Here is a 21,317-nt window from a genome sequence, read left to right on the forward strand (position 1 = left end):
AACGTGCTGATCATCGCGTTGGTGATCCTGGTCTTGATCGGGTTGGGAGCGGCGACGGCCATGCGCATGGCAGGATCCGCGCGGCAGGTCTCCAGCAACATGCGGCAGGAGGCGCTCGCGCAGCAGTACGCCGAGTTGGCGTTGAGCTATTGCGAATCCGAGCTGCAGAAGGCGCAGCGCGAACCGGGGTTCGAGGACACCGACCTGTCGACGACCGCCGGAATTGGAGCGGGCACATGGCGAAAGCCGGCGGCCTGGACCAGCACGGGCATCGGCGCTGCCAAGGATGTGCCCGGCACGCTCGTGAGCGGTTCGCAACCGCCCAAGAAGAACCCGCAGTGTTTCGTCGAATTGCTCCAGGTGGCCGGTGCCGTCAACACGGTGTACCTGGTGACGGCTCGCGGATTCAGTGCGGGCTACGACGCGGAGCCCGATGGTCGAACCAAGGCCGGGGCCGTGGTCTGGCTGCAATCGATTCTGGCGCTCCAGTAACCGAGGGAGAACACCTTGCCTGTACCGTATTTTCGGGACCGCCTGCGAATGGCGTGGTGTCTTGCATGCGCGTGGGGTGGCTGCATTGCCGCTACCGGGCTGGCGCAAACCGTGCCGGCCCCGCCTTCTCAAGTACCCCTCTTGAGTCCGGCGGCGGCTCGCGTCAAACCCAACGTGATGATCACGCTGGACGATTCGGGCTCGATGCGCAACACGTACATGCCGGACAGGCGCAAGACGCACAAGGTCGGCCGCTTCGAGGTGATCATGCCGCTCGGCGGCAAGCTCCACCCGAAGGACAACGGCAGGCAATCTGAAAATGAAGTGTGGGTGGTGGCGGGTGTCACGGGTTCCAGCGTGTGGCAACAGCCCTTCTTGCGCTCGGCCGACACCAACACCATCTACTACGACCCGCGCGTGCGATACCTGCCTTGGCGCCAGGCCGACGGGTCGCGTCTGCGCGATATCAACTGGTCGGCTGTCCCCCTGGACCCGTCAGCCGCGGGTGTCACCAGGCTGGATTTTTCCGCGCAACTGAATTCGTATGAGGCGGTCTGGTGCTACACCGAGCGCGATCCGAACAGCTGCGGGAAGAGCAGCCAATCCTTCAACCCGGGGCTCTACTATGTCTTGCAGCGTGACGGCGCAGGCAACTACCGCGATCCCTACAAAAAGGACAGTTACCGCGAGTTCGACTTGAACTCGGAAGCCGCGACATCCTTCACCCGCTACCCGGGACGTACCGACTGTGCGGGGAGTTCGTGCAGCCAGGCCGAGGAGCGCCGAAACTTCGCCAACTGGTACGCCTATTACCGCTCGAGGATGCTGCTGGCCAAAGCGGCCATGGCCGAGACTCTGTACGGACTGCAAGACAGCATCCGGCTCGGATATGGACGCCTGAGCAAAGCGGAAATCGTCGAATCCGGCGTGCGCGACTACACGCCCAAGCGGAAAAGCCAGGCCTTCAGCTGGCTGGAGTCCGTCGTGCCCGAGAGCGGCACGCCGCTGCGGGAGGCGGTGCGGGCGGTCGGCACCTACTACCAGACGTCCGCGGCCGGTGGCCCATGGACCGACAAGCCGGGCGACACCTCCAGCACGGAAACCAAGAGTTGCCGCCGTGCCTACCACCTGCTGGTGACCGACGGGTACTGGTCCGTTGAGGATCGCTTCGTGGGTATCGGCAACATCGATGGTGGCACCGGCCCCTTGGTGCAGAGGTCGGGGGGGGAATCCTTCCAGTACAGACCGCACGCGCCGTACTCGGACACGCAGTCGGACACCCTGGCCGACTTCGCCATGCACTATTGGCGGGAAGATCTGCAGCCGGCTATTCCCAACGAGGTTCCACCTACGCCCGACGACCCATCCTTTTGGCAGGGCATGAGCAATCTGATGATTGGGTTAGGCGTGACTGGCACGCTCGATCCGGCCACCGACCTGCCCGCGCTTGCCTCCAGACAGAAAAGCTGGACTAGCGACAAGATCGATGATCTTTGGCATGCCGCGCTCAACAGTCGTGGCCGCTACTTCAGCGCGACGAACGCAACCGAGTTGTCCGATGCAATTCGGGAAGCCCTCAACCTGGTGGTCCAGCGTGAGTTGCTCGAAACCGGCGTGGCCGCCTCCTCCGGAGAACTGGCCGACGGCACGCGCAAGTACCGCGCCAGCTATCGCACCGGCATCTGGATCGGTGATGTCGAGGCGTTCGAACTCGACGCGGACGGGCAGGTCAAGGGGCTTGCGTGGTCTGCAAAAAAAGGGTTGCCAACGGCAGACGCTCGCCAGATCGTCACCTGGGACGCCGGCACTGAGCCGCCGAAGGCCGTGCCGTTCAAGTGGTCGGCGCTCAGCGCGCAAACCCGCAGCCGCATCGGTACCGAGAACCAGCTGAACTACGTGCGCGGCGACCGCAGTAACGAAGGAGCGGAGGGCTTTCGCAGGCGGCAGCATCCACTGGGCGACTTCATCAACAGCCCGCCCCTGGTCGCCGGCGAGCGTGTGGCGGTGGAGTATGGCGGCTTGGCAATTGGGGGTGCGGCGTGGACGGACTACCGCGCCCTCAAGTCCCAACGCGCCCGCACCGTCTATATCGGCGGCAATGCCGGCATGCTGCACGGCTTCAGAGACAGCATGACCGGCGATCCAGCGAAGGACGGTGTGGAGGTGTTCGCCTATGTGCCAGGCAGCGCGCACGCGCATCTGAAATCGCTCGTTTCCGAGGGCTATGGCTTGGCCGACGAGCATCGGTATTTCGTGGATGGCGTGCTGCGGGAGGCCGATGTGTACCTGAAGGACGGCGCAGGCGGCGCAGGCGGCGCCTGGCGCAACCTTCTCCTGGGATCGACGGGTGCCGGCCCGCGCGCCGTCTTTGCCATCGACATCACCGACCCCGAGTCGGCCAACCCCGACAAGGTGCGCTGGGAGATCTCGGACCCATCCATCGGGCACCTGTTCTTCCCGATCGAGGTGGGGGTGCTGCCCAACGGGGAATGGAAGGCGATCTTCGGCAACGGTTATGGCACCTCGAGCACGGCCTTGCTGGTGGTGGACATCGCGACCGGCCGCTTCGAGAAGATCGACATCGACCTGAAGGAAGGGGGCTTGGGCGGGGTCAGCGCCGTGCGGGACGCCGCGGGCCAGATCACGGCCTTGTACGCGGGTGACCTGAAAGGACGCATGTGGAAGTTCGAGTACGACGCCTCCGCCGTGGCTCGCTTCCGCATTGCGGGCGGCGGCAAGGCGCTCTTCGAGGGCGACAACTCCCAGCCCATCCTGCAGCCCCCTCTGGTGCTCGACCACCCTGCGGGGGGCAAGCTGCTCGTTTTCGGTACGGGGCGGCTCATCACGGCGGCCGATGCCGGCTCGACGGACGTCCAGGCGATCTATGCCGTCCGCGATCAATCGGGCAACAAGCCGTTTGTCGCGATTCGCCCGCCGATGCTGCAGGGCCGGAAGCTGTCGCGCCACATGGGCGGCAGCGCGGGCCAGGGCACGCCGCCGCAGGGGGCAACGCCGTTCTTCAGCATTTCGGGTGATCCGGTGGATTGGAAGGCGCAGCATGGCTGGATGATTCCTCTCGACTTGCCCGACTACGCGGGGCTGCGCGCCCTGCAGCCCACCCTGCGGGTCGGAACTGCCGGTGTCCTGCTGGGTCTGGTGACCCCTGGAGAGCCGGTTCCGTGCCGGGGTTCCACCGCGCGGGGCATCAACCTGGTGGTGCCACCCTTCAGCGGCGCAGCCTTCTCCAGTCCGCTGATCGACGTCAACGGCGACGGAACCATCGATGCGAGCGACGCCGGTGCGGTGGTCGGCTGGGGCACCTCCTCGGACGGCGTGGACGCGGTGCTGATCGGGGCGTCCGCCAATGGCAAGCAGACCGCGAGCATCCAGAGCACCGGCGGGTCGAGGAAGATCCAGTTCACGACAGCCACGCGGCAGGTTCAAGACCGGGTGTGGCGCCGACTGGTCAACGACCTGCCGTTCAAATGAAGCAAGCCATGCAACACCGCCCGGCAGCCCGCGGCTTCACCTTGTTCGAACTGCTGATGGTGCTGGCGATCGTGGGCATCCTGGCCGCGGTCGCGTTGCCTTCGTACACCAGCTACATCCAGCGTGCGAAGCGCGCCGAGGCACGCTCGACCCTGATGGAAGCGGCGCAATTCATGCACCGCTACTACGCCGTGAAGAGCACCTATGTGGGGGCGAGCCTGCCGGCCAGGCTGCAGAACTCGCCAGCGGGCGCGGCGGCAGACAAGGCCGCGCACGTTCTGGTGAGCGTCTCGGATGCCACGACCTTCACCCTCACGGCCAAGCCGGTCAGTGCAACGGACGACTGCCTGACCCTGACCTTGAACCAGGCGGGCGTGCGAGCGGGGACGACCCGAAGTGGCTCGCCTGCGGCGGAGTGCTGGCGCTGAACAGGCACTCGATGGCAGCCGGCGGCGAATGCCGGCGCTCCTAGCGGCGCACCTCGTCCACCAGCGTCTTGAACTCGTCCACGTCCTCGAAGCTGCGGTACACGCTCGCGAAGCGAACATAAGCCACCTTGTCGAGTTTCTTGAGCTCGCGCATGACCAGCTCGCCGATGCCCGAGGACGGCACCTCGCGCAGCCCGAGGTTCAGCAGCTTTTCCTCGATGCGCTCGACGGCCCGGTCGACCTGCTCAGTGCTCACGGGCCGCTTGCGCAGGGCCAGCCTGAGCGACGCCACCAGCTTGCCGCGGTCGAATTCGATGCGGCGGCCGTCCTTCTTCACCACGGCCGGGAAGTTGACGTCGGGCCTTTCGTAGGTGGTGAAGCGCTTTTCACAGTGGCTGCACTGCCGGCGCCGCCGGATGAAATTGCCGTCTTCGGCAACGCGGGTCTCGACCACCTGGGTTTCGACGTTGGCGCAGAAGGGGCATTTCATGGCGGGCGCCTCGTGGCCGGGTTATCGATAGACCGGGAAGCGGCGCGTCAGGGCGTTGACCTTTTCGCGAACCGCCTGCAGGTTGGCCGGGTCGCGCGGCTTGTCCAGCACGTCGGCGACCAGGTGGGCGGTCAGGCGGGCTTCCTCTTCGCCGAAGCCGCGCGTGGTCATGGCCGGGGTGCCGATGCGCACGCCGCTGGTCACCATCGGCTTTTCCGGGTCGTTGGGGATGGCGTTCTTGTTGATGGTCATGTGGGCCTCGCCCAGCACGGCCTCGGCTTCCTTGCCGGTGATGCCCTTGGCGCGCAGGTCCACCAGCATCACATGGCTTTCGGTGCGACCGCTCACGATGCGCAGGCCACGCTGCACCAGCGTCTCGGCGACGACCTGCGCATTGCGCACGACCTGCTGCTGGTAGGTCTTGAACTCGGGGGCGAGCGCCTCTTTGAAGGCCACGGCCTTGGCCGCGATGACGTGCATCAGCGGCCCCCCCTGCAGGCCCGGGAAGATGGCGCTGTTGATCGCCTTCTCGTGCTCGGACTTCATGAGGATGATGCCGCCGCGGGGGCCGCGCAGGCTCTTGTGGGTGGTGGAGGTCACGACGTCGGCATGCGGTACCGGATTCGGGTACACGCCCGCGGCGATCAGGCCGGCGTAGTGGGCCATGTCGACCATGAAGATGGCGCCGACCTCGCGCGCCACGCGTGCGAAGCGCTCGAAATCGATGCGCAGCGCATAGGCCGAGGCCCCCGCGATGATCAGCTTGGGGCGGCTCTCGCGCGCCTTGCGCTCCATGGCGTCGTAATCGATTTCTTCCTTGTCGTTCAGGCCGTACGAGACCACGTTGAACCACTTGCCGCTCATGTTGAGGGCCATGCCGTGGGTCAGGTGGCCGCCCTCGGCCAGGCTCATGCCCATGATGGTGTCGCCGGGCTTGAGGAACGCCAGGAACACGGCTTCGTTGGCTTGCGCGCCGGAATGCGGCTGCACGTTGGCCGCGTCGGCGCCGAACAGCTGCTTGAGGCGGGACAGCGCCAGTTGCTCGGCCACGTCCACGTTTTCGCAGCCGCCGTAGTAGCGCTTGCCCGGGTAGCCCTCGGCGTACTTGTTGGTCAGCTGGGTACCCTGGGCCGCCATCACGGCGGGCGAGGCATAGTTCTCGCTGGCGATCAGCTCGATGTGTTCTTCCTGGCGGCGGTTCTCAGCCTGGATGGCAGCGAAAAGCTCGGGGTCGGTTTGTTCGATGAGGATGTTGCGGTCGTACACGGCGGCAGTCCTGACAGACGATGATCCCTGTTCACGAAACAAGGGCTGCCCAGGCGAACGGCTGAACGCCGGATGCTCCGGCGGCACGCTCCCCCGTGGTGACCCACGTCGGCGCCGGCCACCCCGTGGCGACGCCGTCGCTGGAGTGCCGCGCCTATCGCCAGTCGCGCGCCGGGCTAGTGTAGTTCAGGACAGGGATGCGGCAGCCACGCGCGCTTCGTTGTCGGGCAGTGGCGCCGGGCCTGCCGGGCTGTTCGTTCGCAGCGGCGTGGCACCGAAGGGGGAGATGTTGCGGCCGGCGGCCACCTGCTTCAGGCGGTCGTGTTCGGCCAGGACCTTGGCTGCATAGCCGCCGTCGTCCGGCAGGTTGGCCGCCCCCACGTAGTAACGCAGCCCGGCCTCCAGCGAGCCGGCGCGCTGGATGCATTCCTGCAGCACCCGCACGCCCACGCGCAGGTTGGAGACCGGGTCGAATGCCGCCAGTCGGCCACCGAACAACTCGTACTTGTCACTGTGGACCTTGGTCATGACCTGCATGAGCCCCTGGGCGCCGACGTTGCTCTGCGCGAAGGGGTTGAATCCCGACTCGATGGCCATCACGGCCAGGATCAGCGTGGGATCGAGCTTGGCCCGAACGCCGATTTCGTACGCTTCGGCCACGATGGCGCTGAGCGGCTCGGGGGCCACGCGGTACTTGCGGCTGAGCCAGTAAGCGACGGCGGCTTGCTGGTCGGGCAGATCCTTGGGGTCGGCGGCGGTGCTGCGGGCAATGCCAGTGAGGTCGGGCACCAGGCCCATGGCGTCGGCCTTGCGGGCCTGCAGCCAGTCCATCAGGTGGAGTTCACCGGCCTCCCGCAGTTCGGGCCGGGTGCCCAGGCCGAGGCCTGCGACCACCACCAGAAGCCCGAGCACGGCGAACCCGTTATGGGTGATCTCGAAAAAGCCCTGGGCCACGTCGGACGCGAAGACTTTGACTCCGTCGAGGATGGTTCCTGGCGCTGTCATGGCACTTCCTTTCTAGCGGGGAGCCCGTTGCCGGTCGACGTGTGCCGTCCGGAGGACTCCTCGATGGGTGGTACACCCGGCTTCGAAGCCGGCCCGCGAGGCTTGCTGCTGCGGGACGGACCGCGCCGGGACCGGCAGCGGGGTGAGGATGCCCCAGCGCCAGCGGGCGGAGGCGGGCGGATTCTAGAAGCCGGTCTAATATCTGGTCAAGAATAAGAGCGCACTTCTTTATTCTGGATTCACTCGGCAGTATGTGCCTGGGCGGAGTGTCGACTTGCTCGCGCGGCCTCAATCGACCTTCGTTCGGCGATTGACAAGTGAGATTGGCCTTGATGATCGGTGGGGGAGTAATCTGGCTTCGCCCGATTCCTCGGGCGCGCCGGATCAACCGCTGCAGGCGGCCCCGGCAACTCGTTGGAGGCAATCGTTGCCTCCGGAAGCGGGCGGGACAATCAAGCTCCCATCCCGCGACAGGCGGCGAGGCTTCGCGCCGACCGCCACCGGCCCGGCAGGGACTCGCGTCCCTGCCGGGCTATCTTTTTCGGGCCGGGCCGCGCGGATTCCGATGCGGGCAATCGCGGCGAGAATAGCGCTTTGCCTCCACGACAGCCGCCTGCCGCGGCCAAGACAAGACAGTGACCCAAGCCACGCTCAAATCCCACGACACCCAGGCGCTGGACGCGCTGACCGGTGGCGCGTTCACCGCCCCGACTTCGGGCGAGCGCGCCTCCCGCCTGCGCGAATGGCTGGCGTCCAATCCCGCACCCGAGCAGATGCAAGAGGTCTTCCGGGAACTCAGCGGCCGTGACAAGGGGGCGGCCCGCCTGGTGCGCGAGCGCCTGGACGAAATCAAGCGCGCCAAAGGGCAGGAAGCCATCGCCGCCGAGTGGCAGGCCAAAGCCGAGGCGCTACTGGCCCACGACAAGCTCAACATCGCCGACGCGATGGCCTGGCAGCGCGATGCCGCCAAGGCCGGCGCGCCCCTTAGTCGCGATCCGCTGTCCGGCCTGAAGGCGCAGCTCAACGAGCGGATCCGCGCCATCGAGGACCTGCACCACCGGGTCCAGGTCCAGCGGGAGGCGGCCGTGTTGCTGGCGCAGCGGATCGAAGTGCTCTCCACCAAGTCCTGGCGCGACGCCCAGGTGGCCGCCGACGCCCTGCGCACCGATGTGCCCGAGTGGCAGGCGCAGGCCGATGCCCTGGTGCAGGACCCCGGCTGGTCGAGTGTGGATCCGCGTTTTCCGCCACTGCTGGATGCTTCGCGCAGTCAGCTCCAGGCCGTCTGGGAAGCTTTCCAGAGCGCGCTGCAACAGGCTGCCGCGGCCGACGCCGATCCGGCCGCGCCGCTGCCGCCGGTGCCGGTCTGGGCCGATGAATTGCGCGCGGCGCGCGGGCTGGCGCCCGAGGTGGCGCCCGACAAGCCGGCCAAGGCCAAGGTCGATCCGCAGGTGCGGCTGCAAGCCAATGAAGCGGTCGCTGCCGCCCTGCAGCGACTGGAGGAGGAGGTCAAGCAAGGACACGGCAAGGCCAGTGCCGGAGCCGCCGCCGCGCTGCGTACCGCCCTCAAGGAACACGGCAAGCTGGTCGACGACAAGCTCGAGACGCAGGCCCATGGAGCCCTGGCAGCCGCGGGTGAGATGGAAGGCTGGCAGCGCTGGCGCACGGATCAACTGCGCCAGGAACTCGTGGCGAAGGCTGAAGCCCTGTTCGAAAAGGTGCCTGCTCAGGCGGCCCGACCGGCCGCCGCTGAAAGCCCGGCCGACGGCGGGGCGGCCGAACAGGCAACGGCTGGCGCGGAGGCCGCGACCGACGAGGGTGCTGCCGCCGAACCCGCTTCGGCGGAGTCCGCTGAAGCGGCGCTGGTCCGCAAACCCCGTTACGGTGGTCGCAAGATGCAGGAGCAGCTGCGAAGCCTGCGCGAGCAATGGAAACAACTGGACCAGGGCGGCGCGCCCAATCACGCCCTCTGGAAGCGCTTCGACGAGGCCTGCAATCAGGCCTACAAGGTCGTGGAAGCCTGGCTGGAGAAGGTGAAGAGCGAATCGGCCGAGCACCGTGCCCGGCGCCTCGCCCTCATCGACGAAGTCCGTGCCTGGGCCGCCGATCATCCCACGGCGGCAGGCGGCGACTGGAAGGGGTTCGGACGCGCCGTCCATCATTTCGAGCAGCGCTGGCGCGAAGCCGGCCACCTGAGCGAGAAGGCCTTCGCCGAGCTGCAGCCGCAATGGAAGGAGGCCATCAGTGCCGCCGAAGCGCCACTTGCGGCGATCCAGAAGCAAAGCCTCGAGCGGCGGCACGCCATGATCGACGAGGCCAAGGCGTTGGGAGCGGCGCCTCAGCTTCGCATCGATGCGGTCAAGTCGCTGCAGCAGCGTTGGCAGGCCGAGGCACAGACCGTGCCGCTGGAACGCAAGCACGAGCAGAAGCTCTGGGACGCGTTCCGCAAGCCGCTGGACGAAGCCTTCAACCGCAAGAGCGAGGAGCGGGAACGGGCCGCCTCATCGCTGAGCGAGCGCGACCGGGCAGTGCTCGAGGCGTCCAAGGCGCTCGAGGCTGCCAACGCCACGGGCGATGCCCAGAAGATTCGCACTGCCATGGCCGAGCTTGATGCGGCCTTGAAGGGCCAGGCCGAGGCACGGGTCCAGGCCGCGCCGCCCGCGGCCACGTCGGAATCGCCGGCTGAAGGCAGCGCCGCAGCCGATGCAGCAGCGGCGCCGGAAGGCGAAACCGCCGCCGCGCCGCCGCCCAAGCCGGCGCCCAAGCCCGTGATCGCCCGTCGCGGCGACGACCGTCCGGGCATGAAGAAGGACGAGCCGACGCCTCCGGGGCGGGGCGGACGTTTCGGCGACCGCAAGCCCGGCGCGCCGGGTGGCCGCTTTGGCGACCGGCCGCCCGCGGGTGGTCGCGACGCGGGTCGGGGCCCGCGCTTCGGCGATCGTGGCGCGGAGGACCGCGGCCCTCGATTGGGCGACGTGGCCTTCCGCGCCCAACGAGACGCCCTGGATCACGCGCAACAGGCCCTGCGCAAGCTGGCCGCGCAGGCGCACGGCGAGGCGCTCGGCCAGCTGATGGCGGCCTGGGAACAGCGCAGCGCCGAGCAGGTGCCCCCTCAGAGCGAGCTGGGCAAGTCCGTGCCCCCGGCCGTGCGAAGCGGCTGGGTCCAGGCGCTGGGCGCCGCGCCTGGCGGTGATGCCGGCGAAGCCCTGCTGCGGCTGGAGATCGCCGCCGAGGTCCCCACCCCGGCCGAGCACCTGGACGCCCGTCGTGCGCTGCAGCTCAAGCTGCTGACGCGTCGCAACGATCCGTCGCCTGCGCAGACCTGGGGCCAGGACGTGGCCCGGGTGCTGGGCAGCGCGTACGACGCGGCCTCCGCGCGCCGCCTGCAGAACGTGCTGAAGGTCTTGCTGCGCGCTTGATCCGGGGGGGGGGGGGGGCTCAGCCCCCCGGCACGAAGAAGCGGTCGAACAGCTCCAGCAGCCGGGGGAACTCGGCGGCGAAGCGCTCGCGATTGACGAAGTAGGCTTCGCAGGCCACGGCGAAGAACTCGCCGGGATCGGTGGCACCGTAGGCATCCAGCCAGGGCGCTTCGGCCCCGAAGCGCTCGTGCAGGATGACCTTCTCGCGAAACGCGCGGTATTCGGCCTGCATCACCTCGCGCCAGCGCCGCCGCAGGCCGCGGGGCAGGGTGGGGCAGCCGTCGGCGCCGCCGTTGTGCATGTCCAGCTTGTGCGCGAACTCGTGGATGACCAGGTTGTAGCCGGCCTGCGCGTGTGTGTCGCTCGGTTGGACCTGCGACCAGGTGAGCATCACCGGGCCACGCTCCATGGCCTCGCCGGACAGCACCTCGCTGTAGGCGTGCACCACGCCGGCTTCGTCGGTCTGGATGCGACGCGCCACGACCTCATCGGGATGCACGACGATGCCCACGAAGTCGTCGTACCCGGACAGCCCCAGGTGCAGCACGGGCAGCACCGCTTGCGCGGCGATGGCCAGGGCGATCTCGTCGGTGATCACCAGTCCGTTCGCTCCGTGGAATTCCTTTTCCTGCAGGAACCGCGCACTCAGCTCGCGCAGGCGGTCGCGTTCGGAGGTCGGCAGGCGGGCCAGGAACGGATAGGCGCGTAGCACGCCTTGCCACAAGGCCTCGGGTATGGGCGGCGGCGGCCGCTTGCGCCACCAGCCGAACATCAGGCGGTCAGGTCGATGCGCTCGGGCGCAGCGTCGGCGTGCAGGCGCATCACTTGCGCCCGGGGTGCGACGGCCGTGGGCTCCAGGTCCCAGTCGCTGAGCACCAGTCGGCGCAGCCCGTCGCCCAGGTCGTGGTCGGCCGGATGGTGGGTGTGGCCGTGGATCATCGTGCCTGCGCCCGCGGCGACAAGCCATCGGCGCACCGCCTCCGGGTCGAGGTCGGCGTAGGCCGGCAAGGCCTGCTGGTGGACGCGGCTGGCCTCGCGCATCTGGCGCGCCAAGGCCTCGCGCTGCACCAGGGGCTTGCGCAGGAAGTGCGCGATCCACTCGGGCGCATGGACCTGCTCGCGAAAGCGCTGGTAGGCCGTGTCCGCCAGGCACAGGATGTCGCCATGACTGAGCAGCCAGCGCCGCCCGCCGAAGACCAGGACGGTCGGATCGGACAGAAGGCCCATGCCGCAGCGCGCGGCCATGTCGGGACCGAGCAGGAAGTCCCGGTTACCCGGCATGAAATAGACGGGCCGCCGGGCACTGGCCTGCCGGAGCACGGCCGCACAGTCGGCGGCGAAGCCGGGCTCGATCGCCGCGTCGTCACCCACCCAGGCTTCGAACAGGTCGCCCAGTACCAACACGGCGTCGGCCGGGGTCGACTGCAGGTGGTGCCGGAAGGCGGAAAAGGTGGCGGGCTGTTCCGCCTGCAGGTGCAGGTCGGAGATCAGGTCGACCGCGGCCCAGCCCGGCCTGGCAGCCAGGACCGGGAAGGCATCGGGCGGCTGGCCGTGCACGGGGGCTCGAGGCCTCAGACCTCGACGGCCTTGTCGATCAGCACTTCGTCCTTGGGCACGTCGTCATGGAAGCCGCGGCGGCCGGTCTTGACCGACTCGATGCGGTCGACCACGTCGGTGCCGCCGACCACGCGGCCGAACACGGCATAGCCCCAGCCCTGCATGCTGGGGGCGGTGTGGTTCAGGAACGCGTTGTCGGCCACGTTGATGAAGAACTGCGCGGTGGCGGAGTGGGGCGCCTGGGTGCGGGCCATGGCCACCGTGTACTTGTCGTTCTTCAGGCCATTGTTGGCCTCGTTCTCGATCGGCGCATCGGTGGGCTTCTGGTTCATGCCGGTGTCGAAGCCGCCGCCCTGGATCATGAAGCCCGGAATGACGCGGTGGAAGATGGTGCCGTTGAAGTGGCCCTTGCGCACGTAGTGCAGGAAGTTGGCGACCGACTTGGGTGCCTTGTCGATGTCGAGTTCGATCGTGACGACGCCGTAGTCGGCGATGTGGAGTTCGACCTTGGGATGGGGCATGAGTCCTCCTGGAAAGCGGATGCCTGGTTTTTCGGGAAAGCGGGTGGGTCAGGACACGACGGTCGCCGACTTGATCACGACGGGGGTGCGCGGCACGTCGCTTGGGAATGGGCCGCCGGCGCCGGTGCGCATCGACTCGATCTTGCGCACCACGTCCATGCCGTTGACCACCTTGCCGAAGACGGTGTAGCCGTACAGCTGCGGCGCGCGCAGCAGCGCATCGCGCGGCACGTTCTCGTACACGCGGCCCTGGTACTCGAAGCGCGGCACGGGATCGCCCGGCGGAATCACGATGGGATCGAGGAAGGCGTTGTCCTTGGTGTTGATGAAGAACTGCGCGCTGGCCGAGTGGGGGTCGCCGGTGCGCGCCATCGCCACGGCGCCCAGCACGTTGCGTGGGCCGCCTTTTTCCAGGGCCTCGCGGCCTTCATGCGCCACCGGGGCGCGCGTCGGCTTCTCGTCATAGCGGCGGTCATAGCCGCCGCCCTGGATCATGAAATTGGGAATGACGCGGTGGAAGATCGTGCCGTCGTAGTGCTTGTCTCGCACGTACTGCAGGAAGTTGGCCACGGTCTTTGGCGCCTTGTCGGGATAAAGCTCGATCACGATTTCGCCAGCACTGGTGACCAGCTTGACCCGTGGCGCATTCTCTTCGGCGTACGCGCCACTGCTGACGCACAGGGTCGCGGCGGCCAGGCATGCGGCGACTGCGCGTCGGGTCAGGCGGCTTGCCGATGGGTTCATGCGTTACTCCTTGATTGACGTATGGCCACTGGCCGCGCCCTCCGGCTCGCGCGGGAGGTTACCACCTTGCATGCTCGCCTTGGCCCGCGAAAAAGCGGATGGGCCTGCGGTGGCGCTGTGATGGGCGTGGCTAGCGGCCGGCTGACTCCGCGGCTCGCTTTGGCTCGAGCAGTTCCGCCACCAGCGACAGCTTGCGCGGCAGAGCCGCATTGCCCGCCTCCAGTTGCGCGGCCCGGCGGTACGAGCGGCCGGCCAGCCGGACATGGATGTCGCCCAGGTTCTCATGCGCGACGGCATAGCCCGGGTTGGCCCGCAGCGCCTCTTCCAGTGCGCTGCGGGCCTTGTCCAGTTCGCCGCGTTGCGCGTGGATCACGGCCAGGTTGTTGTGCGGTTCAGGCAGCTCGGGATATTCCTGGGTCAAGCCAGTGAAGACCGCCAGGGCTTCGTCGGTGCGGCCGGCCTGGGAGAGGATGACGCCACGCAGGAAGCGCAACTGCGGATCGCGGGGCTGCTCGGCCAGCGCCTGCTCCGCACGCTCGAGGGCCTGGGCAGGGCGGCCGTCGCGCACCAGGGCCTGGATGTCGGCATAGGTGTCTGCACGCGCGGAAGCGGCAAGCAGCAGCAGCACCGCAGCCACATGGTGTTGCCAGCGGAAGAAAATGGAAAAGCCGTTCGGAGTCAAGAGGCGTGAACGCCACACTCGCGGCGCTGGAAGGGGGCTATATACTGCGGCCGATTGTAGCCACGGCCCCCCGCTCGAGCGGTCCGTCGGCCAACCCCCGAACATCCTGAGAATCAGATCGCTTCCGCTGTGGCGCCTCGTGCGTCGCGCAGCGGCAGCGAGGACGCCATGAGTCTGCGCATCCACAACACGCTTTCGCGGACGCTGGAAGATTTCGCTCCCCTCGAGCCCGGCCACGTGCGGATGTACGTGTGCGGCATCACCGTCTACGACCTGTGCCATGTCGGCCATGCCCGCGCCAATGTCGCGTTCGACGTGGTGCAGCGCTGGCTGCGGGCCAGCGGCTGGCGTGTGACCTTCGTTCGCAACATCACCGACATCGACGACAAGATCATCCGCCGCGCGGTGGAAAACGGCGAGACCGTGCGCCAGCTCACCGATCGCATGATCGCCGAGATGCACCGCGACTTCGACGCGCTCGGCATCGAGCGCCCGCAGCACGAGCCGCGGGCCACCGACTACGTGCCGCAGATGCTCGACCTGGTCCGGCTGCTCGAAGGTCGGCAGCTGGCGTATCGCACCGGAGGCGGTGACGTGAACTACGCGGTGCGCCGTTTCCCCGGCTACGGCAAGCTGTCGGGGAAGTCGCTCGACGAATTGCACGCGGGCGAGCGCGTGGCGGTGCTCGAAGGCAAGGAAGACCCGCTCGACTTCGTGCTGTGGAAGGCGGCCAAGCCGGGTGAGCCCGCCGATGCGCAGTGGGACAGTGACTACGGCCGCGGGCGGCCCGGCTGGCACATCGAATGCTCAGCGATGGCCCGCGCACTGCTCGGGCAGCCTTTCGACATCCACGGCGGCGGTGCCGACCTCATGTTCCCGCACCACGAGAACGAGATCGCGCAGAGCGAGGGGGCGCACGACACACCGCTCGCGCGCTTCTGGATGCACAACGGCTTCGTCAACATCGACAACGAGAAGATGTCGAAGTCGCTCGGCAACTTCTTCACCATTCGCGAGGTGCTGCAGAAGTTCGACGCCGAGACCCTGCGCTTCTTCATCGTGCGCGCCCACTATCGCAGCCCGCTCAATTACAGCGACGTGCACCTGGACGACGCGCGCGGTGCGCTGCGCCGGCTCTACACCGCCCTCGATGCCGTTCCAGCCGACGACGTGGTCATCGACTGGAGCGAGTCGTACGCCGCCCGCTTCAAGGCGGCCATGGACAACGACTTCGCCACGCCCGAAGCGGTGGCGGTGCTGTTCGACCTGGCCGGTGAGGTCAATCGCGGCCGCTCCCCGCGGGTGGCCGGGCTGCTCAAGGCCCTGGGCGCTTGCCTGGGCCTCCTGCAGCACGAGCCGCGCGCTTTCCTGCGCAGCGGCGCCGTGCTGGACGAGGCCACCATCGAGTCGCTGATCGCACGCCGGGCGCAGGCCAAGCAGGCGCGTGACTTCGCCGAAGCCGACCGCATCCGCGCGGAACTCCTGGCCCAGGGCATTGTCCTGAAGGACTCGCCGGCCGGCACCACCTGGGAGAGCCAATCTTGAGCGACGCTGTCGGCAGCCCGGTCGAGCCGGTCCAGCCCCCTTACTGGAAAGACGCCTGCAGCCACCTGGCGCGCAAGGATCGCGTGATGAAGCGGCTTATCCCGCAGTTCGGTGATGCCTGCCTGCGTTCGCGTGGCGATGCCTTCACCACGCTGGCCCGCAGCATCGTGGGGCAGCAGATCTCGGTGAAGGCGGCCCAGACCGTCTGGGACCGCTTCGCGGTGCTGCCGCCGCGCATGACCCCGGCCAACGTGCTCAAGCTCAAGGTCGACGACATGCGCGCGGCCGGCCTGTCGGCCCGCAAGATCGAATACCTGGTCGACCTCGCCCTGCATTTCGATTCGGGCGCGATCAAGGTGTCGGCCTGGGAGAAGATGGACGACGAGGCCATCATCGCGGAGCTGGTCGACATCCGAGGCATCGGCCGCTGGACGGCCGAGATGTTCCTGATCTTCCACCTCATGAGGCCCAACGTGCTGCCGCTGGACGACGTGGGACTGATCAACGGCATCAGCCAGAACTACTTCTCCGGCGAGTCCGTCAGCCGCAGCGACGCGCGGGAAGTGGCGGCCGCCTGGGCTCCCTATTGCAGCGTGGCCACTTGGTATATTTGGCGCTCGCTCGACCCGCTGCCGGTCGAGTATTGATCCCCCCGAAGCGCCTTCGGCGCCTCCCCCCCAGGGGGCGCCACCGGCGGACCGGCGGAGCCGGATCCGCGGTGGCACTGGGATTGGCTACTTCTTCGGAAGCGGCTTGGTATTCGGCAACGGTGGTGAACTGACAGAGAGAACAACATGGCCAAGAGAACCTTTCTCGATTTCGAGCAGCCCATCGCCGAACTCGAAAGCAAGATCGACGAGCTGCGCTATGTGCAGACCGAATCCGCCGTCGACATCTCCGAGGAAATCGACCAGCTGGCCAAGAAGAGCCAGCAGCTGACCAAGGACATCTACAGCGAGCTCACGCCCTGGCAGATCACCAAGATCGCACGGCATCCCGAACGACCCTACACGCTCGATTACGTGGGCGAGGTCTTCACCGACTTCATCGAGATGCACGGCGACCGGCACTTCGCCGACGACCAGTCCATCGTCGGTGGCCTCGCCCGCTTCAACGGCAATCCGTGCATGGTGATCGGTCACCAGAAGGGCCGTGACACCCGCGAGCGCGCGGCGCGAAATTTCGGCATGAGCCGGCCCGAGGGTTATCGCAAGGCGCTGCGCCTGATGAAGACGGCCGAGAAGTTCAGGCTGCCGGTCTTCACCTTCGTCGACACGCCCGGTGCCTATCCCGGCATCGACGCCGAAGAGCGCGGCCAGTCCGAGGCCATCGGGCGCAACATCTTCGAGATGGCGCAGCTGCAGGTGCCCATCATCTCCACCATCATCGGCGAGGGCGGTTCCGGCGGCGCGCTGGCCATCGCGGTGGCCGACCAGGTGCTGATGCTTCAGTACTCGGTGTACTCCGTGATCAGCCCCGAGGGTTGCGCCTCCATCCTCTGGAAGACCTCGGACAAGGCGCAGGACGCGGCCGAGGCCATGGCCATCACCGCGCACCGCCTCAAGGCGCTCGGCCTGGTCGACAAGATCGTGCACGAGCCCGTGGGCGGTGCCCACCGCGACCACAAGCAGATGGCCGCATTCCTCAAGCGCGCCCTCAACGACGCCTGGCGGCAACTGAGCGACCTCAAGCCGCGCGAATTGCTCGACCGGCGGTACGAGCGGCTGCAAAGCTATGGCCGCTTCACCGACACCAAGGCCGACACCCGCTGAAGCCGGCGCAGCCGAGGTCATCGACCGAGCGCTGCAGGCCTTCCACCCCGAGTTGCCGCTGGGCCTGGCCTTCAGCGGCGGCGCCGATTCCACCGCCTTGCTGGTCGCGCTGGCCCGTCGCTGGCCGGGGCAACTGCGCGCCATCCACGTCCACCACGGGCTGCAGGCCGCTGCGGCCGGCTTCGAGCGGCACTGCATCGAGGCCTGCGCCGCGTCTTCCGTGCCGCTGCATGTGCAGCGCGTGGACGCGCGCCACGCGCTGGGCGAAAGCCCTGAAGACGCCGCGCGCATCGCCCGGTATTGCGCTTTGGCCCAATCGGCACGCGCGCTCGGGCTTCGCAGCGTGGCGCTGGCCCATCACGCCGACGACCAGGTCGAGACCCTGTTGCTGGCCTTGAGCCGTGGCGCCGGGCTGCCGGGCCTGGCCGCCATGCCGGCACGGTTTCGCAAGCACGGCATCACCTTCGAGCGGCCGCTGCTTGCCGTGCCCGGCGCCACCTTGCGGGGCTACCTGCGAGGGCAGGGCCTGTCCTGGGTGGAAGACCCGAGCAATGCCGACACGGGCTTCACCCGCAACCGCATCCGCCAGCAGTTGCTGCCCGCGCTGCAGTCCTGCTTTCCCGGCTTCCGGCAGACCTTCGCGCGTTCGGCCCGCCACCTGGCGCAGGCACAGGAGCTGCTGGAGTCATTGGCCGAACAGGACCTCGCCACCTGGGGCGGCGAGCCCAGCATCCCTGGCCTGCGGCAGCTGCCGCGCGCGCGCCAGGCCAACGCCTTGCGGCACTGGCTGCGCGGCTCGCACGGGGTGGCGGCCAGCACCGCGCAGCTCGATGAATTGCTCGATCAGATCGCCGACTGCCGCACGCGCGGCCATCGCATCCGCATCAAGGTCGCGCGAGGCTTCGTCGAGCGCACGGGCGAGCGGCTGGGGTATACCCCAGCGATATAATTTCGCGGCTTTGCGCAGGACTACCCGAGTCCATGCGGCCACCCCGAACCTCGTGGCAGCTTCGCGCGCCACACACTCCCTTCTTCCATGGCATTGATCGTTCACAAATACGGCGGCACGTCGATGGGCTCGACCGAGCGCATCCGCAACGTCGCCAAGCGCGTGGCCAAATGGGCGCGGGCGGGGCACCAAATGGTGGTCGTCCCCAGCGCCATGAGCGGCGAGACCAATCGCCTGCTCGGACTGGCCAGGGAACTGGCGCCCGGCAGCACCACGTCGGCCCTGCAACGCGAATTCGACATGCTCGCCTCCACGGGCGAGCAGGTCTCCGTGGGCCTGTTGGCCATCGCCTTGCAGGCCGAGGGCCTGGGGGCGGTGAGCTACGCCGGCTGGCAAGTCCCCATCCGCACCAACAACGCGTACACCAAAGCCCGCATCGAATCGATCGACGACCAGAAGGTGCGTGCCGACCTGGCCGCGGGCAAGGTGGTCATCATCACCGGCTTCCAGGGTGTCGATGGCGACGGCCACGTCACCACGCTCGGCCGCGGCGGCAGCGACACCTCGGCGGTGGCGGTGGCAGCGGCGCTCAAGGCCGCCGAGTGCCTGATCTACACCGACGTGGACGGTGTCTACACCACCGATCCGCGCGTGGTCCCCGAGGCGCGGCGGCTGCATACCGTGAGCTTCGAGGAGATGCTCGAGATGGCCTCCATGGGCTCCAAGGTCCTGCAGATCCGTTCCGTGGAATTCGCCGGCAAGTACAAGGTGCCGCTGCGCGTGCTGTCCAGCTTCACGCCCTGGGACATCCCGATCGAGGACGAGGCCAGGTCCGGCACCTTGATCACTTTTGAGGAAGACGAACAAATGGAACAAGCCGTCGTATCCGGCATTGCCTTCAACCGCGACGAAGCCAAGATCTCGATCCTGGGCGTGCCCGACAAGCCCGGTATCGCCTACACCATCCTGGGTGCCGTGGCCGAGGCCAACATCGAAGTCGACGTGATCATCCAGAACATCTCCAAGGATGGCCGCACCGACTTCAGCTTCACGGTGCATCGCAACGACTACGCGCGCACGGTGGACCTGCTCAAGACCCAGGTCCTGCCCAGCCTGGGCACCGATCGCATCGAGGGCGACACCCGCATCTGCAAAGTCAGCATCGTGGGCATCGGCATGCGCAGCCACGTGGGTATCGCGGCCAAGATGTTCCGTGCGCTGTCGGAAGAGGGCATCAATATCCAGATGATTTCCACCAGCGAGATCAAGACCTCGGTCGTGCTCGACGAGAAGTACATGGAACTTGCCGTTCGCGCGCTGCACCGCGCCTTCGACCTCGACCAGCCCGCTGCCTGAACTCGAGCTGCCAAGGGCGCATCAGCCATTGGCATGAGGCATAATCCTCGCTCCGATACGGAAACGTGACCGAGAGGCCGAAGGTGCTCCCCTGCTAAGGGAGTATGCGGTGTAGAGCCGCATCGAGGGTTCGAATCCCTCCGTTTCCGCCAGATACAAGTCTCAGACGACCCCCAGAACGCCCCGAAAGGGGCGTTTTTCATTGGGGAAGTGCCTTGGCTGGTGTCTCAGACCATGCACTTGTCGTCGCACCCAATCGCGCGTATAAAGTTGGGTAAGACGTTGGAGATTAGTTCGGATGCCCAAGAAGCCGCGCGAGCTGAAAGCCCTGGAGGTCAGTCGGCTGACTGAGCCAGGGCATCACGTTGTCGGCGGCGTTCCTGGGCTCGCGCTGCAGGTTGCGCCTGGCGGCGCCCGCACCTGGGTTCTGCGCATCACGGTCGGCAGCAAGCGGCGGGATATGGGCCTCGGCGGCTATCCAGGCGTCACGCTCGAGGACGCCAAGACGAAGGCGAGGCAGGCCCGGGCGCTGGTCGAGAAGGGAATTGACCCGATCCTGCAGCGTCGGCAAGCCAAGAGCGCCTTGGCAGCCCAGCAGGCCGCGCAGAAGACCTTCAAGCAGTGCGCAACCGCCTACATCGACGGCAAGTCGCGGGAGTGGGCCAACGCCAAGCACGCAGCGCAGTGGACCAGCACACTCGAAACTTACGCTTACCCAACATTGGGCGACTTGCTCGTGGGCGACATTGGCCTGCCGCAGGTGCTCGGCGTGCTCAAGCCCATCTGGAACGACAAGACCGAAACGGCCTCCAGGGTTCGCGGACGCATCGAGGCGGTGCTGGACTGGGCGACGGTGCATGGCTACCGAGAAGGGCTCAACCCGGCCCGCTGGAAGGGGCACCTGGACAAGCTTCTAGCTGCGCGGGGCAAAGTGGCCAAGGTGCAGCATCACAAGGCGCTGCCGATCGACGACGTGCCGGCGTTCCTGGCCAGGCTCCGCGAGCAGGCCGGCATGGGCGCCCGCGCGCTGGAGTTCGCGATCCTGACTTTGGCACGCTCGGGCGAGGTCCGCGGCGCCACCTGGGCCGAGATTGACCTGGGGCGGGCCGAGTGGACCATCCCGGCCGAGCGGATGAAGGCGGGCAAGGAGCACCGCGTGCCGCTGTCCAAGCCGGCGCTGGAACTGCTACAGGCGCTGCCGCGGATGGAGGGCACAGACCTGGTGTTCCCGTCGACCATGCTCAAGCCGCTGAGCGATATGACTTTGCTGGCCGCCATGCGCCGCATGAAGGTGGACGCGGTGCCGCACGGCTTCCGCAGCTCCTTCCGGGACTGGGCCAGCGAGCGCACCAGCTACCCGCATGAGGTGGTGGAGATGGCACTGGCGCATGCGATCGCTGACAAGGTGGTAGCGGCCTACCTGCGGGGCGACGTGTTCGAGAAGCGCCGCCGACTGATGGACGACTGGGCCGCGTTCTGCGGCAACGTGATCAAGGGAGGCGGCATGGTGCCGCTGGAGAGAAACCGCGCCTGACGGCACTCAGGCACCGGGCCGCGCGGTTCAGCGGCAAGGCGGCCGGGCAAGTGGTGAAGCACAAGCCCGAC

At 67.5% G+C, this 21,317-nt stretch carries 18 protein-coding genes, 1 tRNA gene and 1 riboswitch; of the genes, 11 read left to right on the top strand and 8 right to left on the bottom strand.

The genetic code is table 11. From position 1 onward, the window contains the following. The first annotated feature begins 3 nt into the window (after positions 1-3). The 3 genes from JI739_RS09055 (at position 4) to JI739_RS09065 (ending at position 4,409) form a co-directional block, all read left to right on the top strand. Positions 4-492: a pilus assembly PilX family protein gene (locus JI739_RS09055; protein ID WP_201683562.1), complete on the top strand. Its 489-nt coding sequence runs from the start codon at positions 4-6 to the stop codon at positions 490-492. Between the two features lie 177 nt (positions 493-669). Next, on the top strand, positions 670-3,981 hold the full coding sequence (locus tag JI739_RS09060) for a pilus assembly protein (protein ID WP_201683563.1): 3,312 nt from the start codon (positions 670-672) through the stop codon (positions 3,979-3,981). Between the two features lie 8 nt (positions 3,982-3,989). Further along, positions 3,990-4,409, top strand: coding sequence for a type IV pilin protein (locus JI739_RS09065; RefSeq protein WP_201683564.1), 420 nt, complete (start codon positions 3,990-3,992; stop codon positions 4,407-4,409). A 40-nt stretch (positions 4,410-4,449) separates the two neighbouring features. Here the strand turns inward: JI739_RS09065 and nrdR are convergent, their stop codons facing one another. The 3 genes from nrdR to JI739_RS09080 all read right to left on the bottom strand — a co-directional run bounded on the left by nrdR (position 4,450) and on the right by JI739_RS09080 (position 7,170). Then, positions 4,450-4,899, bottom strand: coding sequence for a transcriptional regulator NrdR (gene nrdR / locus JI739_RS09070; RefSeq protein WP_201683565.1), 450 nt, complete (start codon positions 4,897-4,899; stop codon positions 4,450-4,452). Positions 4,900-4,920: 21 nt separating this feature from the next. Then, the gene (gene glyA / locus JI739_RS09075; protein ID WP_201683566.1) at positions 4,921-6,165 is read right to left on the bottom strand and encodes a serine hydroxymethyltransferase; all 1,245 of its coding nucleotides are present in this window, start codon (positions 6,163-6,165) and stop codon (positions 4,921-4,923) included. A 40-nt stretch (positions 6,166-6,205) separates the two neighbouring features. Beyond that, positions 6,206-6,343: riboswitch (ZMP/ZTP riboswitch) on the bottom strand. Positions 6,344-6,351: 8 nt separating this feature from the next. After that, the gene (locus JI739_RS09080) at positions 6,352-7,170 is read right to left on the bottom strand and encodes a lytic transglycosylase domain-containing protein (protein ID WP_201683567.1); all 819 of its coding nucleotides are present in this window, start codon (positions 7,168-7,170) and stop codon (positions 6,352-6,354) included. A 635-nt stretch (positions 7,171-7,805) separates the two neighbouring features. Here JI739_RS09080 and JI739_RS09085 point away from each other — a divergent pair. Continuing rightward, positions 7,806-10,586: a DUF349 domain-containing protein gene (locus tag JI739_RS09085; protein ID WP_201683568.1), complete on the top strand. Its 2,781-nt coding sequence runs from the start codon at positions 7,806-7,808 to the stop codon at positions 10,584-10,586. Positions 10,587-10,605: 19 nt separating this feature from the next. Here JI739_RS09085 and JI739_RS09090 read toward each other — a convergent pair whose 3' ends face one another. The 5 genes from JI739_RS09090 to JI739_RS09110 all read right to left on the bottom strand — a co-directional run bounded on the left by JI739_RS09090 (position 10,606) and on the right by JI739_RS09110 (position 14,036). After that, positions 10,606-11,358: a M90 family metallopeptidase gene (locus JI739_RS09090; RefSeq protein ID WP_201683569.1), complete on the bottom strand. Its 753-nt coding sequence runs from the start codon at positions 11,356-11,358 to the stop codon at positions 10,606-10,608. Next, a complete protein-coding gene (locus tag JI739_RS09095; RefSeq protein WP_201683570.1) occupies positions 11,358-12,143 on the bottom strand; it encodes a UDP-2,3-diacylglucosamine diphosphatase in 786 nt (261 codons plus the stop codon). The genes JI739_RS09090 and JI739_RS09095 overlap by 1 nt, the downstream gene beginning before the upstream one ends. 14 nt (positions 12,144-12,157) lie before the next feature. Continuing rightward, positions 12,158-12,664: a peptidylprolyl isomerase gene (locus tag JI739_RS09100; protein ID WP_201683571.1), complete on the bottom strand. Its 507-nt coding sequence runs from the start codon at positions 12,662-12,664 to the stop codon at positions 12,158-12,160. 48 nt (positions 12,665-12,712) lie between these two features. Then, on the bottom strand, positions 12,713-13,408 hold the full coding sequence (locus JI739_RS09105; RefSeq protein ID WP_201683572.1) for a peptidylprolyl isomerase: 696 nt from the start codon (positions 13,406-13,408) through the stop codon (positions 12,713-12,715). Positions 13,409-13,538: 130 nt separating this feature from the next. Next, positions 13,539-14,036, bottom strand: a complete 498-nt coding sequence (locus tag JI739_RS09110; protein WP_354003699.1) for a tetratricopeptide repeat protein — start codon at positions 14,034-14,036, stop codon at positions 13,539-13,541. A 222-nt stretch (positions 14,037-14,258) separates the two neighbouring features. On the opposite strand from JI739_RS09110, the gene cysS reads away from it, so the two are divergent. From cysS to JI739_RS09145, 7 genes are all read left to right on the top strand, one after another. Continuing rightward, positions 14,259-15,635 carry a cysteine--tRNA ligase gene (gene cysS, locus JI739_RS09115; RefSeq protein WP_201683573.1) on the top strand — a complete coding sequence of 459 codons (1,377 nt, stop codon included), beginning with the start codon at positions 14,259-14,261 and terminating at the stop codon, positions 15,633-15,635. Further along, positions 15,632-16,282, top strand: coding sequence for a DNA-3-methyladenine glycosylase family protein (locus JI739_RS09120; RefSeq protein ID WP_236589432.1), 651 nt, complete (start codon positions 15,632-15,634; stop codon positions 16,280-16,282). Before cysS ends, JI739_RS09120 begins: the two co-directional genes overlap by 4 nt. 147 nt (positions 16,283-16,429) lie before the next feature. Then, positions 16,430-17,407 (top strand): acetyl-CoA carboxylase carboxyltransferase subunit alpha, encoded by a 978-nt coding sequence (locus JI739_RS09125; protein ID WP_201683574.1) that lies wholly within the window; start codon positions 16,430-16,432, stop codon positions 17,405-17,407. Continuing rightward, the gene (gene tilS, locus JI739_RS09130; protein WP_201683575.1) at positions 17,370-18,356 is read left to right on the top strand and encodes a tRNA lysidine(34) synthetase TilS; all 987 of its coding nucleotides are present in this window, start codon (positions 17,370-17,372) and stop codon (positions 18,354-18,356) included. The genes JI739_RS09125 and tilS overlap by 38 nt, the downstream gene beginning before the upstream one ends. 87 nt (positions 18,357-18,443) lie before the next feature. After that, positions 18,444-19,712 carry an aspartate kinase gene (locus tag JI739_RS09135; protein ID WP_201683576.1) on the top strand — a complete coding sequence of 423 codons (1,269 nt, stop codon included), beginning with the start codon at positions 18,444-18,446 and terminating at the stop codon, positions 19,710-19,712. 59 nt (positions 19,713-19,771) lie between these two features. Further along, positions 19,772-19,864, top strand: a tRNA-Ser gene (locus JI739_RS09140). A 146-nt stretch (positions 19,865-20,010) separates the two neighbouring features. Beyond that, a complete protein-coding gene (locus tag JI739_RS09145) occupies positions 20,011-21,246 on the top strand; it encodes a tyrosine-type recombinase/integrase (protein ID WP_201683577.1) in 1,236 nt (411 codons plus the stop codon). Positions 21,247-21,317 lie beyond the last annotated feature (71 nt).

It is taken from the genome of Ramlibacter aurantiacus, from assembly GCF_016722895.1.
GTDB classification, from domain to species: Bacteria; Pseudomonadota; Gammaproteobacteria; order Burkholderiales; family Burkholderiaceae_C; genus Ramlibacter; species Ramlibacter aurantiacus.

Coding starts and splice junctions, on each gene's coding strand:
- JI739_RS09145 (WP_201683577.1), top strand. CDS start 20,011: ATGCCCAAGAAGCCGCGCGAGCTGAAAGCCCTGGAGGTCAGTCGGCTG.
- JI739_RS09105 (WP_201683572.1), bottom strand. CDS start 13,408: ATGAACCCATCGGCAAGCCGCCTGACCCGACGCGCAGTCGCCGCATGC.
- JI739_RS09100 (WP_201683571.1), bottom strand. CDS start 12,664: ATGCCCCATCCCAAGGTCGAACTCCACATCGCCGACTACGGCGTCGTC.
- cysS (WP_201683573.1), top strand. CDS start 14,259: ATGAGTCTGCGCATCCACAACACGCTTTCGCGGACGCTGGAAGATTTC.
- nrdR (WP_201683565.1), bottom strand. CDS start 4,899: ATGAAATGCCCCTTCTGCGCCAACGTCGAAACCCAGGTGGTCGAGACC.
- JI739_RS09080 (WP_201683567.1), bottom strand. CDS start 7,170: ATGACAGCGCCAGGAACCATCCTCGACGGAGTCAAAGTCTTCGCGTCC.
- tilS (WP_201683575.1), top strand. CDS start 17,370: ATGGCCGCTTCACCGACACCAAGGCCGACACCCGCTGAAGCCGGCGCA.
- JI739_RS09135 (WP_201683576.1), top strand. CDS start 18,444: ATGGCATTGATCGTTCACAAATACGGCGGCACGTCGATGGGCTCGACC.
- JI739_RS09125 (WP_201683574.1), top strand. CDS start 16,430: ATGGCCAAGAGAACCTTTCTCGATTTCGAGCAGCCCATCGCCGAACTC.
- JI739_RS09060 (WP_201683563.1), top strand. CDS start 670: ATGATCACGCTGGACGATTCGGGCTCGATGCGCAACACGTACATGCCG.
- JI739_RS09090 (WP_201683569.1), bottom strand. CDS start 11,358: ATGTTCGGCTGGTGGCGCAAGCGGCCGCCGCCGCCCATACCCGAGGCC.
- JI739_RS09065 (WP_201683564.1), top strand. CDS start 3,990: ATGCAACACCGCCCGGCAGCCCGCGGCTTCACCTTGTTCGAACTGCTG.